The following is a 15,334-nucleotide window of genomic DNA, read 5'->3' as shown; positions in this document are numbered from 1 at the left end:
GGGAGGAGTGAGAAGGATAAGCGTTTGAGATCAGCCGCCTGGCGGCGCGATCAAAACCGAAACCTTCGACACGGACCCGTCGGTCCTCAGGTTTCCGGGCGGCAGGCATCCGCTCCAACAGAGGCTTTCGGTCGATGTAACCCCCACATCGACAGTCGCGTCCCACCGCGATGAGGGTCTCTCAACGGAAGGCTTGCCGCCCGGAAGCCAAGTGTACACGTTTTTGTTACCTGCTGGAAGTTCAGCATCATGAGCACGCCCGAACCCTTCAAGGAAGTGCCGCATCGCGGACTGATCACGGTCGCACTGATGCTGGCGACGATCATGCAGGCGCTCGACACCACGATCGCCAATGTCGCGCTGCCGACCATGACCGGCGACCTCGGCGCGTCGCCCGACAACATCAATTGGGTGCTGACCTCCTATATCGTGGCCGCAGCGATCATGACGCCGGTCACCGGCTGGCTTGCCGACCGGCTCGGCCGCAAGGAATTGTTCCTTGCTTCGGTCGTCGGTTTCACCATCTTCTCGATGCTCTGCGGCCTGGCCTGGAGCCTCGAGACGATGGTGCTGTTCCGCCTGTTGCAGGGGGTGTTCGGCGCCGCCATCGTGCCGCTGTCGCAGACTTTCCTGCTCGACATCAACCCGAAGGAGCGTCATGGCCAGGCGATGGCTATCTGGGGCGCCGGCATCATGCTGGGGCCGATCCTTGGCCCGACGCTCGGCGGCTGGCTGACCGAAAACTTCAACTGGCGCTGGGTATTCTTCATCAACCTGCCGGTCGGCATTCTGGCCTTCATCGGCATGGCCGCTTATCTTCCCGTTATCGCCAAGCGCATTCGCGGCTTCGACTTCTTTGGCTTCGCCATGCTGTCGCTCGGCGTCGGCGCGCTGCAGCTTCTGCTCGATCGCGGCGGCGAGGTCGATTGGTTCAACTCGGCCGAGATCTGGATCGAGCTCGGCTTGTCGATCACCGGCTTCTGGGTGTTCATCATTCATACGGTGACCGCAGAACATCCGTTCATCGACCCAAAGATATTCCTCGACCGCAATTTCGTGACCGGCCTGGGCTTCATCTTCGTCATGGGCGTGCTGATCCTGGCCTCGATGTCGCTGTTGCCGCCGATGCTGGCCAACATCTTCGGCTACCCGACAGTGACCATCGGGGTCGTGCTGGGGCCGCGCGGCATCGGCACGATGATCTCGATGCTGGTCGTGGGCCGCATCATGCACAAGATCGACGCCAGGATCCTCGTCGCCATCGGCTTCCTGCTTACTGCGCAGTCGCTCTACACCATGGCAAGCTTCACGCCGCAGATGGACAATTGGCTGATCCTCACCTCTGGCGTCATCCAGGGCCTCGGCATGGGCATGGTCTTCGTGCCGCTGTCGACGGTCGCCTTCGCCACGCTCGACGTCCGCTACCGCACCGATGCCACCTCGCTGTTCAGCTTGGTACGCAACCTGGGCTCGTCTATCGGCGTGTCAGTGGTCGCGGCGCTGATGGTGCGCAACACGCAGATCAACCACACCGAGCTTTCGGCCTTCATCAACCCGTACAATCCGAACCTGTGGGCGGCGTCTCCGGCCGCCGCCGCCGGCGACCCGGCGGCGCTTTCGCAGGTCGACCTGGCCGTCAACGCCCAGGCGATGATGATCTCCTACATCAACGACTTCAAAATCCTGATGGTGATGACGCTGGCCGCGATCCCGTTCGTCATCCTGCTGCGCAAGCCCAAGGCGGCGCCGGCGGGCGGGGCGCCCGCAGTCCATATGGACTAGGACCGCCACGCCGGTTGGTCCTAGATCATAGCCTGGACAGGCTGCATCGTTCCGGCATTGAGCGGTTGGATGAACTCGATGCAGACATTTCCCGTATTCGATCTCGGACAATTCGAGACCGCGAGCGCCGCGCGGAAGAAGGCGCTCGGCCGCGAGGTCGACCACATCTGTCGCAGCACCGGTTTCCTGGCGGTCAAGAACCACGGTGTTCCGCAAGCTGTGATCGACGCCGCCTGGTCGAAAGCGAAAGCGTTCTTCGACCTGCCGCCCGCGGAAAAGCAGCGCTCGAAGGCGCCCTACAAGGGTTACCCCTACGGATATCTCGGCCCCGAGCTTGAGGCGCTGGCAAAATCCCACAACGTCGACACGCCGCCGGACTTGAAGGAGAGCTTCAACGGCGGCCCCCTCCGCGTGCCGCCGGGCATCAAGGACCCGGAGGCCCTGGCCTTCTGCTACGCCGAGACGATCTGGCCCGCCGAGCCCGAGGGCTTCGTCGAAGCCTGGAAGGCCTATTACGCGGCTCTCGAGGACTTGGCGCTGCGCATCATGCGGGTCTTCGCCACCGCGCTTGATTTGCCGGAAACCTATTTCGACGCTTTCCTCGATGCGCCGATCAGCGCGCTGAGAGCGCTGAACTATCCCGAGCAACATGTTGCGCCGAAGCCCGGCCAGATCCGCGCCGGTGCCCATACCGACTATGGCAGCCTGACCATCCTCCTGCCGCAGCCAGGGTCGCGCGGGCTGCAGATCGTCACGCCGAGCGGCGAATGGGCCGAGGTGCCGCCGATCCCCGGCGCCTTCGTCATCAATATCGGCGACCTGATGGCGCGCTGGACCAACGATCGTTGGGTGTCCACCGTGCATCGCGTCGTCAACCCACCGGCGGAAGAGGGAGGCAAGGATCGCCGGCAATCCATGGCCTTCTTCCACCAGCCGAACTGGGACGCCGAGATCACGGTTCTGGGCGCATGCCTGAGGGAGGGCGAGACGCCGAAATACGAGCCGGTGCGCTCCGGCCCTTATCTGATGGGCAAGTTCAAGGCGACGACGAAATAGGGTGGGCCGACGCCTTATCGGCCCAGCACCAGCGCCCAGTAGCGCAAGGCGGGATCGCGGCCGTCGCGCATATAAGCCAGTCCGAAGCGGCTGAAGTCCGGGTCGAGCATGTTGCGGCGGTGGCCGTCCGAATGCATCCAGATGTCGAACAGTTTTTGCTGGTCGAAGCGGCCCTCGGCGATGTTCTCGGCCGCGGCACCCCGCACGCCATTGTCCTTCATGCGCGAAGCGAAATCCTTGCCCCAGCCGGTGGTGTGGCTCATGCGCTCACGCGAGGCCATGTAGCCGGCCTGCTGCAGCGCCGCCTGTTCGAGCTGCGGGTCCGGCGCCAGCGCCGGCAGCCCGGCCGAGGCACGGATACCGGCCAGCGTCGCTGTGGCGGAGGAAGAGACCCCGGCACCTTCGCCCGTCGGCACCGTGACGGTGCCGCAGGCGGCGATGCCGGCAAGCGCTGCGAGGCCGGCGGCCTTGAGTAGCGAACGGCGGTTGAGGTCGGGGAGGGCGGTGATCGAGATGCTCATCCGGCCCTCTGATACCGTTGATCGTGGCTTTTGCCGGGCAGGAGATGAAGGGCAAGGGATGAAAATCGCGTGAAGCGGCGACTTTTCTCGGAAGATCGGCTATCATGCGGCCGTTCTTGAAGTGGCAGCCACGGGCGGCCACCGCAGGCGGTGACCGACCCGCGTTGATCTGGCGCATGATTGCTTGACGAGAACCTTCTGGTTTTCGGGCTCATGCGCTGACAAACGGAGGACGGTTATGACCGGTTTTCATGTCATGGCGGACGCGTATGGGATGCATGTGCAGCCTACGGTGCGCCGCATCTCCACCTCGGATATCTGGGACGCGCTGAAGCTCGGCGCGGAGGATTTCTGGGCCAAGCCCTCGCACTACGTTTTCCTGTGCCTGATCTATCCGATCGTTGGCCTCATCCTGACACAATGGACATCCGGCTCGAACGCCATCCAACTGGTCTATCCGCTGATGTCGGGTTTCGCGCTGATCGGCCCGTTCGCGGCCATAGGCCTCTATGAAATCAGCCGCCGGCGCGAGCTCGGCATGAACAGCCATTGGCGGCATGCGCTCGATGTTCGCCATTCGCCGGCGCTGCCGTCGATCGCGGTCATCGGCATCCTGCTTTTCGCGCTGTTCCTTTTGTGGCTGTTCACCGCGCAATCGCTCTACACCAGCCTGTTCGGTGCCGAGCCGCCCGCTTCGGTCGGCGCTTTCGTGCGCGACGTGCTGACGACTGGCAAGGGCTGGACGCTGATCCTCGTCGGCAACGCCATCGGCTTCGTTTTCGCCGTCGTCGTTTTGGCCACCACCGTCATTGCCTTCCCGCTGTTGCTCGACCGCGACGTCGGCGCCGTCTCGGCGATCGAGACCTCGGCCCGCGCGGTGATGACCAATCCGCTGACGATGGCGCTCTGGGGCCTGACCGTCGCCGTGTTGCTGGTGATCGGCTCGATCCCGCTTTTTGCCGGGCTTGCCGTCGTCATGCCGATCCTCGGCCACGCGACCTGGCACCTCTATCGCAAGGTGGTCGAGCCGGAGCAGATGCGGCCGGTGCGCCGGCCCATGTAGCGGTCAACGTTGCGCTTCGGTTGCCATTTTCAAGGCGAGAGCCGTCAGCACCGTGCCCATCATCCAGCGCTGGACGACCAGCCAGAACGGCCGTCCGGCAAGGAAAGCCGCGATGGTGCCGGCGGTCACCGCGATGATGGCGTTGACGGTGAGGCTGATCGAGATCTGCGTCACGCCGAGCACCAGAAGCTGCGACAGGACATGGCCCTTGGCCGGATTGATGAATTGGGGCAAGAGCGACAGATAGAGCACGGCCACCTTCGGAGCGAGCGCGAGATCAGGTAGATCATGTTCGGGCCTGGCGTGAGCACCATGCCGAGGCAGATCAGCGCGAAGGTGAGATGGTTGGCGGCGTCGGGCATGGAATGGCTCCAGAAGGTGCCCGAGATGTGCGCCGCTTCGCGGGCACTCGCAAGGGCTTGGCGCTAATGCCCGTTACGCCAGCGCAAGGCGAGCTTACCCGACAACCCGCAAATTCGACAACTCGTTGGCAATCTCCTTGAAATTGTCCGAGAGCGTCGCGCCAGTGGCGTTCCAGAACAGCTTGGCCGGCTTGCTGGGATCGGTCGGATCCTTGCGGAAGCGGGAATCGGAAGAGCAGGCCTTCAGAGCGGCCATCGCCTTCTGGTCGCTTGAGCTGGTCGACGACATGTCGAGCGCGACCGTCATCACCATGATCTTGCCGGCCTTGGCGTTGTCGCACAGCTTCGCCATCTGCTCGTTCATCGCGGCGGTGTAGTTGCTCGACGAATAGTTGAATTGGCCGATGGCGCTCGACGTGCCACCGAACAGGCGGGTGACCGAAGTGCCGTTATAGCCGACGCCGGTATAGCCATAGGCGGCATAGGTCGACTTGTTGCCGGCCGGGTCGGGGTTGACCGTCGAATAAGTATTCTCGCCGTCGGTGAGCACGATGACGACCTTGTCGTTGCCGCGCTCGGTTTCCGGCCGGCCCTCGGTGAAGGGCGGGGCGCTGGAGACGGTGCGCCAGCCCCAGGCCATGCCTTCGGGCACGTTGGTGTTGCCGTTGGGCTGCATCAGATCGATCGCCGCCTTGATGGCGGCCAGCCCGTCTGTGTTTGTGACGTCGGTGAGCGGCGTGATCGGCGTGGTGGTGCAGCTGTAGTTCGGGCCGGCGCCCTTCGACAGTACCGGCGCATTGATCGGCCGGGGCATGAAATACTTGGCCATGTTCGACTGCCTGGCCTTGCCGGTGGTGCTCGACGGGTCGTCGTTCCACCAGCTGTTGGCCGCGCCGTAGGTTACCGGCCTCGGCTCATCCGGGTCCTGCGTCACGTACCAGTGGTTGCCGGGTTCGTCCGGAGCGAACATCGGCACGAACATCGTCGCGGGGTCTCCGACGCCAATGCCGGTGTTGTTAGGGCCGCCGGATGCCGGCGTGTCGTCGACATTGTAAGGATAAGGCCGGACCTCGACGCAGCCCTGCCAACTGGCGAACGGCCCGTAAGTGTCGACATAGTCATATTCGTCGTGGCTGTGCTTGCACGTGTGGTTGTCGCGATATTCGTCGCAGACGACGCGCTTGCTGCCAGCGATACGTTCGTGGCTGGTGACGACCTTCATGTCCCGATAGAGCTCGAAGCGGGTCAATATCTGGCCTTCCTCCGTGCCCCAGCCGGTACCCTTTTTATACCACATCCCGTTGGTTTTCTGGGCGTATTTGTCCGGCGCATTCAGCGTCGACCAGTCGAAATTCTCATTGGCGACCGGCGACAGCCCGTAGGTGTCCATCCACGCTGCGTTGTCGTTGTTCGGCCCGACATTAACCGAGGCCGCGAACGGCACGAGGCTGAACTGGACCGGCTTGTCGATCTGCTTGATCTGCGAGGCTTGCTGCGCCAGCGTGTCGACGAGCTGCTTGGCGGCCTGCTTGAGCAGGTCGATGCGCTTCTGTCCCGTGCCTGTGCCAGGCGTTGTCATCGAGCCCGAATTGTCGAGCACCATCGCCACTTCCAGCGTGTTCTTCAACCGCACCTGGGAACACATCTCGATCTGGATCGGCTTATGCGCGTCGACGTCGGATGCGCCATTGAGCAACGCTGCGGCAGGATAGAAATAGGGGTGATAGGTGAGCGTCGCGCAAAGCTTCATCAGGCCGCCGCCGGTCTGGCTGCTCGGCAGCGTGACATCGAGCGAAAGGTTGCCGGGGTCGATGCCATTGAGGTTGGAATTGAAGAAGCCGGCCGCGTAGATCCTGATCTGGTCGTCGGTCGCACCTTGCGAAAGCCGCGTCGCAGCGGCGAAGTTGGCGGCGTCGAGCGCATTCAGCACCATCTGCTTTTCGCGGTTGAGCTCGCCGAAGTCGACACCTACGGCAACTGCGCCCATCAATGGCACCATGGCGACTGCCGTCATGAGCGCATAGTTGCCGCGGCGGTCACGGCGAAATTGATGCCAGAATTTGCGCATTGCAGTTGAAGCGGCCCCCGCCGGCGGATTCTCTATGGGCCAGAGTTCCACAAAACGCTGAAGGACGGGTTTGGCAAACCGGTCGATTGCTTAACGGCGGCTTCACCAGTCGCTAACCAAGCCAGTTGCCATGGCATGCCCACGATGAAAACGCCCGCCTTGCGGGCGGGCGCCATTGATCATTTGTCCGAGCAGATCAACTGACGATGCGCAGGTTCGACAGCTCGTTGCCGATATCCTTGAAGTCCTTGGACAGCGTGTCGCCGGTCGAATTCCAGAACAGTTTCTTCGGTGTCTTGCCGGTCGGGTCGGCTGGATCCTTGGCGTAGCGCGAATCCGACGAGCAGGTCTTCAGGGTGGCCATCTGCGCCGCTTCGGCGGCGTTGCTGGAATCGAGGTCGAGCGCGATTGTCATGACGATGATGTTGGCGGCCTTGGCGTTGTTGCAGAGCGTTGCAAACTGCTGGCTCATTGCTGCGGTGTAGTTCGTTTCCGTGTAGGTCGTCTTGCTGACGCTTGCATCGGTGTTCATATACATCCGGGTGATGCCGGTGCCGTTGTAGTTGACGCCCGTATAGCCATAGGCGGAATAGCTTGACCTATTCAGGGGATAGTCGTTGGCGCGGAAGAAGCCGGGCGTGTAATAGGTGTTGGCGCCGTCGGTAAGCACGATCAAGACCTTGTCGTTGCCTTTTTCCGTTTCGGGTCGGCCACCTGTAAAGGGAGCTGTGCTGGAAAGGGTTCTCCAGCCCCAGGCCATGCCTTCGGGCACGTTAGTGGCGCCGACCGCCACCATGGCGTCGATGGCATTTTTGACAGTGGTCAAGCCCGTAGCGTTAGAGACGTCCGTGAGCGGGGTGATCGCTGTTGTGGTGCAGCTGTAGTTCGGTCCGCCGTCGATTGGCGCAGGCAAGGGAGCTTTGTTGAGCGGGGCCGGGACGAAGTACTTCGCCATGTTCTTCTGCCGGGCCAATTGTGTGGCTTGGCCGGTGGAGGTGGTCGCATCGTTGTCATCCCACCAGCTGTTGACCATGCCGAACGTTTTTACCGAACCGTTTGAAAGCGTCCATTTGTTGCCAGGCTCATCCGGTGCGAACATCGGCACGAACATCGTGGCCGGTGTTGCAGACGTGGCGGGGGCATCGTTGACGTTGTAAGGATAAGGTCGCGCCTCGACACAGCCTCCCCAACTCGCGACTTTGCCATAGACGGGTGTCGTGCAGTTCCCGCTCGAATCCCTTGAATTGCATACGGTTACGCGCGTCATTTGATCGAATACTGAAAAGCGCGTCAACGGTAGACCTTGCTGTGCGCCCCACTGCGAACCGCGCGCGTACCAAACGTTGCCGACCTGCTCCGCCCACCTGTTGGCATTGAGCTCCTTGGTCATGCTCGCCCAGTTGAAATTCTCATGCTGGATGGGTGAAATGCCAGACGGATCAAGCCATGCCGCGCCCTGGTTGGCGGGGCCGACATTGACCGAGGCGGCGAAAGGTACGACGCTGAATTGCACTGGATTGGAGACCTGCCTCATCATTTGCGCTTGGCCGGCGAGTTGGTCGACCAGTTGCTTGGCAGCAGCTTTCAGCAAGTCGAATCTTACCTTGTTTGTGTTTTTGCCGAGCTCGGTCATCGAACCGGAATTGTCTAGCACCAGCGCTACTTCCAGCGTGTTCTTGAGGCGGATTTCGGACCTGGCCGAGACGTTGACGGTGGTCTGGCCCGGAGTTCCGCCAAGCAAGGCGACCGCGGCCGGCAGGAAATACGGTTTGTATTTCAGCGCGGCCTCGAGAATGAGCGTGCCGCCGCCCGCATTGTTGTTCGGCAGCGTTACCGTCAGCGTGGTGTTCGCCGGAAGGACGTGCCTGAGATTGGCCTCGAAGAAGGTTTTGGCGTAGGCCTTGGCGTCGGTATCGCTGGCGCCGGCGACGATCTGCTGTGCCGTCGCAATGCCGGCGGCGTCAAGCGCGCTCAGCGTCTCCTGTCGCTCCCTCACCAATTCGGTATAATCGACCGCCAGCGCCACGCCGCCCATCAACGGGATCATCGTGACGGCCGTCATCAAGGCGTAGTTGCCACGCCTATCGCGAAAAAAATCGCGGATCATTGTGCTTACCCCCGCCAAAGATCCATACTGGGCTGCGACTATGGTCGTAGCCGATTCCGGTACCATGGTCGTAAATCGTTAAATTTCAGCTTGCGCGAAACAATCAACAACGGGTCGCTTTTTGACGACGCGTTAACCCTGTGCTTGCGGGCTGCGGGATCGCCTCGACAGGGAGCAACAGGGAAAGCTCGTGACAGGATGGAGCGCTTCGGTTATGCGGGACCTGCCGTGGCGGCCCCGAACCGAAGGGGCGGTAGCGGTCTTGCCAGGATCAAAATCAAGGACACGGCATGGCGGATTCGCCCGACATCATCGCTTCGCTCGACGATCTGGTAGGGCGCTACGCCGCCGTCCTGTGCGACGTGTGGGGCGTCGTGCACAATGGCGAATGGCATTTTCCGGCCGCCGTCGCCGCGCTTGCAAGGGCGCGCGCGGCCAAGATGCCTGTCGTGCTGATCACCAATTCGCCGCGTCGCAGCGCCGACGTCGTCGCCCAGATGAAGGTCATCGGTGTTCCCGCCGATGCCTGCGACCGGGTCGTCACGTCCGGCGACGTGACCCGCGACCTGATCGCCGAAGGGCCCAGGAAGATCTTTCACATAGGTCCCGAGCGCGATTTCACCCTTTACGACGGGCTCGACGTCGATCTCGTCGAGGAATTCGAGGCCTCCGGCATCGTCTGCACGGGCCTTTATGACGACGAGGTCGAGAAACCCGCCGACTATGCCGAATTGCTGCAGCGGTTGCGGGCCCGCAATCTGCCGTTCATTTGCGCCAATCCGGATATACTGGTGGAGCGAGGCGAGCGCACCATCTGGTGCGCCGGCGCGCTCGCGCGCGATTACGCGCAACTGGGCGGCCGCACGTTGATTGCCGGCAAGCCCTTCGCTCCGATCTACGATGTCGCCATGAAGGAGGTCGCCGGCCTTCTCGGCCGCGCCGTCGAGCGCCGCGAGGTCCTCGCCATCGGCGACGGCATGATGACCGATGTCAAGGGCGCGGCCGACAACGGCTTCGACGTGCTCTATGTCTCGGGCGGCATCCATGCTCGCGACTATGGCGATCCGCTGCGGCCCGATCCGGAAAGGCTGGCGGGCTTCCTTGAAAAGCACGGCTACCGGCCGGTCGCCGTCATTCCGCGTCTGCAATAGGTCTGGCCATGACGGGCGCCTCGACATGAAGCAAGCCTTCGAACATCTTTCGGCAGTCGCGCCGCTGCCGGCGCATCTGCGCGGCGGCATCGTGGCGATCGGTAATTTCGACGGTGTCCATCGCGGCCACCAGTCCGTCCTAGAGCTCGCGCTGAGCGAAGCCCGGGGCGACGGCGTGCCCGCTTTGGTGCTCACCTTCGAGCCGCATCCGCGCAAGGTGTTCCGGCCACAGGTACCGCTCTTCGTGCTGACGCCGCCGCCGATGAAGGCGCGGCTGCTCGCCAGCCTTGGCTTTGCCGCTTTGGTCGAGCAGCCGTTCACGCGCGATTTTGCCTCGCTCTCGCCCGAGGCTTTCGTGACCGATGTGTTGGAGAAGAACCTCGGCATCCGCCACGCCGTCACCGGTTTCGACTTTCACTTCGGCAAGGACCGCCAGGGCGGCCCGGCCTTTCTGATGGCGGCTGGAGAACGGCATGGTTTCGGCGTGACGCTGGTCGACGCCTTCCGCGACGAAGGCGCCGAGGTGGTCTCGTCGAGCCGCATCCGGGAACTGCTGGCCGAAGGAAAGGTGGAGGAGGCCGCTGGCCTGCTCGGCTACCGTTTCACCGTTGAGGCCGAGGTGATCGGCGGTCAGCAGCTTGGCCGCACCCTGGGCTTCCCGACCGCCAATATGCGGCTTTCGCCGGAAGCGGCCTTGAAGGAAGGGATTTATGCCGTCCGTTTCCGTCGCGCCGACGGCACGCTCCATGACGGCGTCGCAAGCTTCGGCCGGCGTCCCACCGTCGATGACAACGGCGCGCCGCTGCTCGAAACATACGTCTTCGATTTTTCCGGCGATCTCTATGGAGAGAACTGCCAGGTGTCGTTCTTCGGCTTCCTGCGGCCGGAGCTCAAATTCGACGGCCTCGACGCGCTGGTGGCGCAGATGAAAACGGACGAAGCAGAGGCGAGGGCGCTGCTGGCGGGCGTGCGCCCGCTCTCGCAATTGGACGCCGAAATAGCGTTCTAGCTATCTCGTCTGGTGCTTTTACCGCTTCAGCGCCAGCCCTATGGCGATGAAGCTCCAGCCTTGGAACACCAGGTCGATCGCCACGAAGATGCCCAGCACCCAGAGGCTGTTCACCGGCCAGCCCATGGCGATCATCAGGCCGAGCAGAATGGTGATGATGCCGGCCGCGAGCAGCCATCCCCAGCCCTGCTGCGGCCGGTGACTGAAGGCCACCCAGGACCGCAGAAGCCCCGAGGCGACAAGCGCGATGGCCAACAGCAGCGTCAGCACCGCCGAGGCGAGCAACGGGTTGTCGAAGGCGAAAAAGCCGGCGACGGCATAGAGCAGGCCGCTCAGCAGCCAATAGAAGAAACGTCCCCAGGTCTTGACCCCGAAGGCATGGATGATCTCGATGATGCCCGCCATCAGCATCAGCCAGCCGACGACATAGACGGACGCGACGGTGGCGATGAACAGATTGCCGAAAGCGATGCCGCCGAAGATCAGCAGCAACACGCCGAGCGCCACGAACCATCCCCATTTGTCCCGCGTCTGGCCGATCGCGTCCTTGAAAGCGTCGCTTGGCAGGGTCATGGTTTCATCTCCCTCGAAATTCACCACCGGTCGTGCGGCGAAAGGAAGCTAAACTGAATGGCACTGGCCGTCCAGCAACGCGGGACCGGACCGCCGGCGGCCGAACGCCCGACCGTGAAGGCGGTCATCCTTCTGGCGGCCGGGCTTCGTCCGCGAATGGCGCGAGCGCCGCCTCCAGCGTCTCCCGGCCGGCCTGCTCCCAGCTCCGCGCCACGAATGCCGCGGCCTTCGCCTCGTACGGAGCACGGGCCGCGGGCGAGGTGATCCAGTCGCGCATGGCGCTTTCCCATCCTTCGGCGTCGAGCGGATCAAGGCAGAGCCCCGACGAACCCACGACCTCGGCGATGGCTCCGCCCGTCGAGGCGATCAGCGCCTTTCCGTAGGCCAGCGCCTCGACGGGTGGCAGCCCATATCCCTCATAGAGCGACGGGTACACGCAGAACGCGCTGTTGCGGTAAAGAATGGACAAGGTTGCATCATCGACGTTGTCAAGATGGACAAGGGTCTTGCCGTAGTCGGGATGGCCGTGAAGCTTCGCCAGGAGCCCGGCGACCATCCAGCCGCTGCGGCCGACGAAAACCAGCTTCATGCCGCTATGCCCGACCGTTCCGTCGAGGACGAGGCGGCGCCAGACATCCATGAGCAGCGAATGGTTCTTGCGCGGCTCGATGGTGGAAACGAAGAGGATGTAGCGATCCGTCTCGAGCCCGTCCGGCAAGCGGCCGTCCGCCTTCGATTCGCGAGCGCTGTCGCAGCCGAGAGGGACATGCCTCAGATCCGGCAGGTGGACGCCCAACGTGGCGGCATAGTCCTCGACATCGGTGGTGACGCGCCTCGAAGTCAGGATGAAGCGGTCTGCCAGCCCGATCACCAGGTTTACATAGCCCGTAAATCTCTTGACATCATACGGCTTGTACCATTCCGGAAACTGGATCGGGATGATGTCGTTCAAGAGCACGATCAGCTTCGCGTCGGCGGAGCGCGCCTCGTGCGAGATGACCGCGACATCGGTATGCGCCCAGTCGCTGTTCATCAGGAGCAGATGGTCGCCGGGCGCAAGATTGTATTTGTCGCCCGCCACGGTCCGGAGCGGGACGATCCGGACGCGCGAGCCGTCCTCGCGAGCGACTTGCCGCCGCTCGTTTTCCTTCATCAGCCGGGTTTCGATCCGCTCAAGGAAACATAGAAAAGGGCTGCCGGGATTGCGCCGGCCGAACGCGCCGATTTCCGTTATCAGGATACGGCGCGGCCTTAAGATCGCCATCAGCAACCGCCGGGCCCAGGCCGGCCAGCGATCGTAAAACCGCATCTTGATACGCGCAGGATCCGGATGGAAACTCATGTCGCATGAGATATCGCCGGCGATGATTTCTGCCGCCACCTGCGGTGAAACCTGCCTGAGGATCCGCCCGACCGGGTCGAACACCGTGAACGCCACCTGGGACGCCTCGAAGGCGGCGGCCGCCGCGCTGTAATGCCGCTGCACGCGCACCAGGCCGACCGGAGGGCCGAGCCAACGCGCCATGCTCGAGAGATCGACGACAAGCCGCATCAGTTCGGCCGCATCTTTGCAGGGCGCGCGATCATCCTGCGCCAGGCCAGTCGAGGTCCGAGCGCGAGCGTCCTGAAAGAGGGAGTGCCGACGGCCGCGAGAAACAGCAGCTTGCACGTAACGGCCAAGGGTATGCCTGCGGTTCGCAGCAGCAACTCGATGTCGCGTCTCTCCAGGCTGGAGACGCCGGCCCCCGTGGCGGCGCGCAATGCCAGAAAACGTGCGATGGCCTGCGCCGGTTGGCCGTTCGCGTCAAACGGCTCGGCGCGATAGCGGCGCAACAGCGCCGACTGCCTGGCCAATGCCGCGGCCGCCTTTTGCTGGTCTTGCTTTACGCGCGATACTTGTCCCGGATGCGATCTCAGCTTCACGAGCGGCACTTCCATGTTGGCCAGTTTACCCGTCTCGGAAAGCCGCAGCCATAGATCGTAGTCTTCGGCATAGGTGAACGCGCGACGGTAGCCTCCCGCGCGCCGGACGGCCTCGGTCCGGAACATCACCGTCGGATGAAGCATGGGATTATACTTGGCGAGCGCGTCCCGCAATGGGTCATTGCCGGCTGGAACCTCGATCGGCCTCAACAGCTTTCCGTCCCGGTCGATCTGCAATCCCGCGGTGCCGAGCAACTGCAACTCGGGATCCGCCTCGAAACGCGCCACCTGCAGGCACAACCTGTCGGGCAGCGAGACGTCGTCGCAATCCATGCGCGCCACAAGAGGGGCCCGCGCGAGCGAAATCCCCATGTTCAGCGCGTCGACGATCCCCTTGCCACTGTTGGCGACGACTTTGACGCGGCTGTCACGGCCGCTAATCGACGTCGCGATCGCGACGCTGTCGTCGCAAGACCCATCGTCGATGACGATGACTTCGATATCCGCCAGATCCTGGTCCTGGATGCTTCGCAGGGCCTCGCCGACATATTGCGCGCCGTCTCTCACTGGCATGATCACGCTTACTGTCGGCAATAGAATGGTCCTTGCGATGACCGGCCGGAATCGAATGGCCGCTGAATTGCCGGATGTCGGCAGCCTGGTCCTACGATTTCAATTCCAAAGTTCCGCCGATCTGTCGACTGTCAATTTCCTTGTCCCCGCGATCCGAGCGAAACCTCGAGGGCGGGGGCGAGTAGCCGCATGACCGCTTCGCGCTTTTTCGCCTTCAACGACGGGTCGCCGTCGAGGCCGACTTCGTGAAGCCAGCTTCCCCGCCATTCGCAATAGGCCTGTCTGAGTTCAACCCCCGGCAAGGCGGCGAATGCGGTTATCGGCCGTTGCGGTACCGTGTTCGGGTCCACGTCCTGGTAGAGCACCTCCCAATTGGCTCCGCCCGTGTCGAGGCCGGCGAACCAGTCGAGCCCGAAATCGAGAGGCTCGCGGCTGACGGCGTCGAATCGAAAGAAACAATAGCCGGCCCACAAATACCATCGCGCGCCCGCCCGGCGCAGATCGCCGTAAAAAGCCGTGGCTTCAAGAGGTTCGAAGGGGTCGCATGGCCGCGTCGGGAAAAGATCCTGGTCCAGGAATCCGAACGCGGCCGGTGCGGCAGGCTTGAGCACATTGTGCCACATCCAGTTGAGCGCCGCGCCGTGTGACCGGCTCGGGTTTTTCACAGTCCATGGATTGGCCGGCAGCCTGACATACGGCGCGCCATGGTCCGCGCAAACCCGTCTGTTCTCGTCTGCGGAAACATCGCTGACGCTGTTGTCGGCCACGATGTGGACATCGTGGCGAACAAGACCTCCCGTCAGCCGCAGTTGCAGATCGAGGCACTGGGCATCGCCGAAGGCCACCGTCAGCAGGACATGGCGGCCCCGGGCGGCGGCACGAATATCCTGGATGTTGCCATGCGTGACCGGTTGACGCAGAAAGCTTCGGTCGGTTCTGCGATAACGGGCAGTCTTGATGGCATGCAACGGCGGCTGCAGCCTCAGCCATTGCCGCCAGTCATATTCGCGCAGGGCCTTTGGCACGGTTACCGCGGCGTTCGGTTGGAACCGGCCCGGCAGCCACGATCGACCCGTCGAACTTTCATGAGCGCGCTCCGGCTTTTGGGGAAAAAAGCTTGAACGCGAAAGCATCCAAGTCTCTTGA

General features: G+C 63.0%; 12 protein-coding genes and 1 pseudogene. 5 read left to right on the top strand and 8 right to left on the bottom strand.

Going from position 1 to position 15,334, the window contains the following annotated elements:
- Nucleotides 1-249: 249 nt before the first annotated feature.
- Nucleotides 250-1,782 carry a DHA2 family efflux MFS transporter permease subunit gene (locus FJW06_RS12095; protein ID WP_140751886.1) on the top strand — a complete coding sequence of 511 codons (1,533 nt, stop codon included), beginning with the start codon at nucleotides 250-252 and terminating at the stop codon, nucleotides 1,780-1,782.
- A gap of 78 nt (nucleotides 1,783-1,860) precedes the next feature.
- Nucleotides 1,861-2,838 (top strand): 2OG-Fe(II) oxygenase family protein, encoded by a 978-nt coding sequence (locus tag FJW06_RS12090; protein ID WP_246674588.1) that lies wholly within the window; start codon nucleotides 1,861-1,863, stop codon nucleotides 2,836-2,838.
- Between the two features lie 14 nt (nucleotides 2,839-2,852).
- On the opposite strand, the gene FJW06_RS12085 is transcribed toward FJW06_RS12090, so the two are convergent.
- Complete coding sequence (locus FJW06_RS12085) at nucleotides 2,853-3,359, bottom strand: CAP domain-containing protein (RefSeq protein WP_140751852.1); 507 nt, start codon at nucleotides 3,357-3,359, stop codon at nucleotides 2,853-2,855.
- A 238-nt stretch (nucleotides 3,360-3,597) separates the two neighbouring features.
- On the opposite strand from FJW06_RS12085, the gene FJW06_RS12080 reads away from it, so the two are divergent.
- On the top strand, nucleotides 3,598-4,422 hold the full coding sequence (locus FJW06_RS12080; RefSeq protein WP_140751850.1) for a DUF2189 domain-containing protein: 825 nt from the start codon (nucleotides 3,598-3,600) through the stop codon (nucleotides 4,420-4,422).
- Between the two features lie 3 nt (nucleotides 4,423-4,425).
- On the opposite strand, the pseudogene FJW06_RS12075 reads toward FJW06_RS12080, so the two are convergent.
- The 3 genes and pseudogenes from FJW06_RS12075 to FJW06_RS12065 all read right to left on the bottom strand — a co-directional run bounded on the left by FJW06_RS12075 (nucleotide 4,426) and on the right by FJW06_RS12065 (nucleotide 8,959).
- Nucleotides 4,426-4,784: pseudogene (locus tag FJW06_RS12075) on the bottom strand (LysE family transporter).
- A gap of 94 nt (nucleotides 4,785-4,878) precedes the next feature.
- A complete protein-coding gene (locus FJW06_RS12070) occupies nucleotides 4,879-6,852 on the bottom strand; it encodes a pilus assembly protein (protein ID WP_181178251.1) in 1,974 nt (657 codons plus the stop codon).
- 196 nt (nucleotides 6,853-7,048) lie between these two features.
- Nucleotides 7,049-8,959: a TadE/TadG family type IV pilus assembly protein gene (locus FJW06_RS12065; RefSeq protein ID WP_140751846.1), complete on the bottom strand. Its 1,911-nt coding sequence runs from the start codon at nucleotides 8,957-8,959 to the stop codon at nucleotides 7,049-7,051.
- 290 nt (nucleotides 8,960-9,249) lie between these two features.
- On the opposite strand from FJW06_RS12065, the gene FJW06_RS12060 reads away from it, so the two are divergent.
- On the top strand, nucleotides 9,250-10,110 hold the full coding sequence (locus tag FJW06_RS12060; RefSeq protein ID WP_140751844.1) for a TIGR01459 family HAD-type hydrolase: 861 nt from the start codon (nucleotides 9,250-9,252) through the stop codon (nucleotides 10,108-10,110).
- A gap of 25 nt (nucleotides 10,111-10,135) precedes the next feature.
- A complete protein-coding gene (locus FJW06_RS12055; protein WP_140751842.1) occupies nucleotides 10,136-11,119 on the top strand; it encodes a bifunctional riboflavin kinase/FAD synthetase in 984 nt (327 codons plus the stop codon).
- A gap of 18 nt (nucleotides 11,120-11,137) precedes the next feature.
- Here the strand turns inward: FJW06_RS12055 and FJW06_RS12050 are convergent, their stop codons facing one another.
- From FJW06_RS12050 to FJW06_RS12035, 4 genes are all read right to left on the bottom strand, one after another.
- The gene (locus FJW06_RS12050) at nucleotides 11,138-11,692 is read right to left on the bottom strand and encodes an HdeD family acid-resistance protein (RefSeq protein WP_140751840.1); all 555 of its coding nucleotides are present in this window, start codon (nucleotides 11,690-11,692) and stop codon (nucleotides 11,138-11,140) included.
- Between the two features lie 124 nt (nucleotides 11,693-11,816).
- On the bottom strand, nucleotides 11,817-13,244 hold the full coding sequence (locus FJW06_RS12045; RefSeq protein WP_140751838.1) for a glycosyltransferase family 1 protein: 1,428 nt from the start codon (nucleotides 13,242-13,244) through the stop codon (nucleotides 11,817-11,819).
- Nucleotides 13,244-14,194: a glycosyltransferase gene (locus FJW06_RS12040; RefSeq protein ID WP_140751836.1), complete on the bottom strand. Its 951-nt coding sequence runs from the start codon at nucleotides 14,192-14,194 to the stop codon at nucleotides 13,244-13,246. The genes FJW06_RS12045 and FJW06_RS12040 overlap by 1 nt, the downstream gene beginning before the upstream one ends.
- A 125-nt stretch (nucleotides 14,195-14,319) precedes the next feature.
- The gene (locus FJW06_RS12035; RefSeq protein WP_140751834.1) at nucleotides 14,320-15,321 is read right to left on the bottom strand and encodes a hypothetical protein; all 1,002 of its coding nucleotides are present in this window, start codon (nucleotides 15,319-15,321) and stop codon (nucleotides 14,320-14,322) included.
- Between the last annotated feature and the right edge of the window lie 13 nt (nucleotides 15,322-15,334).

Origin of the sequence: Mesorhizobium sp. B4-1-3 (assembly GCF_006439355.1) — a bacterium.
Taxonomy (GTDB): domain Bacteria; phylum Pseudomonadota; class Alphaproteobacteria; order Rhizobiales; family Rhizobiaceae; genus Mesorhizobium.
The sequence above is the reverse complement of the archived record's forward strand: the minus strand, read 5'-3'. Positions and strand labels throughout refer to the sequence as shown.

What these genes read in the sequence shown, in the direction of transcription:
- FJW06_RS12095 (WP_140751886.1), top strand. Translation starts at nt 250, where the DNA reads ATGAGCACGCCCGAACCCTTCAAGGAAGTGCCGCATCGCGGACTGATC.
- FJW06_RS12090 (WP_246674588.1), top strand. Translation starts at nt 1,861, where the DNA reads ATGCAGACATTTCCCGTATTCGATCTCGGACAATTCGAGACCGCGAGC.
- FJW06_RS12085 (WP_140751852.1), bottom strand. Translation starts at nt 3,359, where the DNA reads ATGAGCATCTCGATCACCGCCCTCCCCGACCTCAACCGCCGTTCGCTA.
- FJW06_RS12080 (WP_140751850.1), top strand. Translation starts at nt 3,598, where the DNA reads ATGACCGGTTTTCATGTCATGGCGGACGCGTATGGGATGCATGTGCAG.
- FJW06_RS12070 (WP_181178251.1), bottom strand. Translation starts at nt 6,852, where the DNA reads ATGCGCAAATTCTGGCATCAATTTCGCCGTGACCGCCGCGGCAACTAT.
- FJW06_RS12065 (WP_140751846.1), bottom strand. Translation starts at nt 8,959, where the DNA reads ATGATCCGCGATTTTTTTCGCGATAGGCGTGGCAACTACGCCTTGATG.
- FJW06_RS12060 (WP_140751844.1), top strand. Translation starts at nt 9,250, where the DNA reads ATGGCGGATTCGCCCGACATCATCGCTTCGCTCGACGATCTGGTAGGG.
- FJW06_RS12055 (WP_140751842.1), top strand. Translation starts at nt 10,136, where the DNA reads ATGAAGCAAGCCTTCGAACATCTTTCGGCAGTCGCGCCGCTGCCGGCG.
- FJW06_RS12050 (WP_140751840.1), bottom strand. Translation starts at nt 11,692, where the DNA reads ATGACCCTGCCAAGCGACGCTTTCAAGGACGCGATCGGCCAGACGCGG.
- FJW06_RS12045 (WP_140751838.1), bottom strand. Translation starts at nt 13,244, where the DNA reads ATGCGGCTTGTCGTCGATCTCTCGAGCATGGCGCGTTGGCTCGGCCCT.
- FJW06_RS12035 (WP_140751834.1), bottom strand. Translation starts at nt 15,321, where the DNA reads ATGCTTTCGCGTTCAAGCTTTTTTCCCCAAAAGCCGGAGCGCGCTCAT.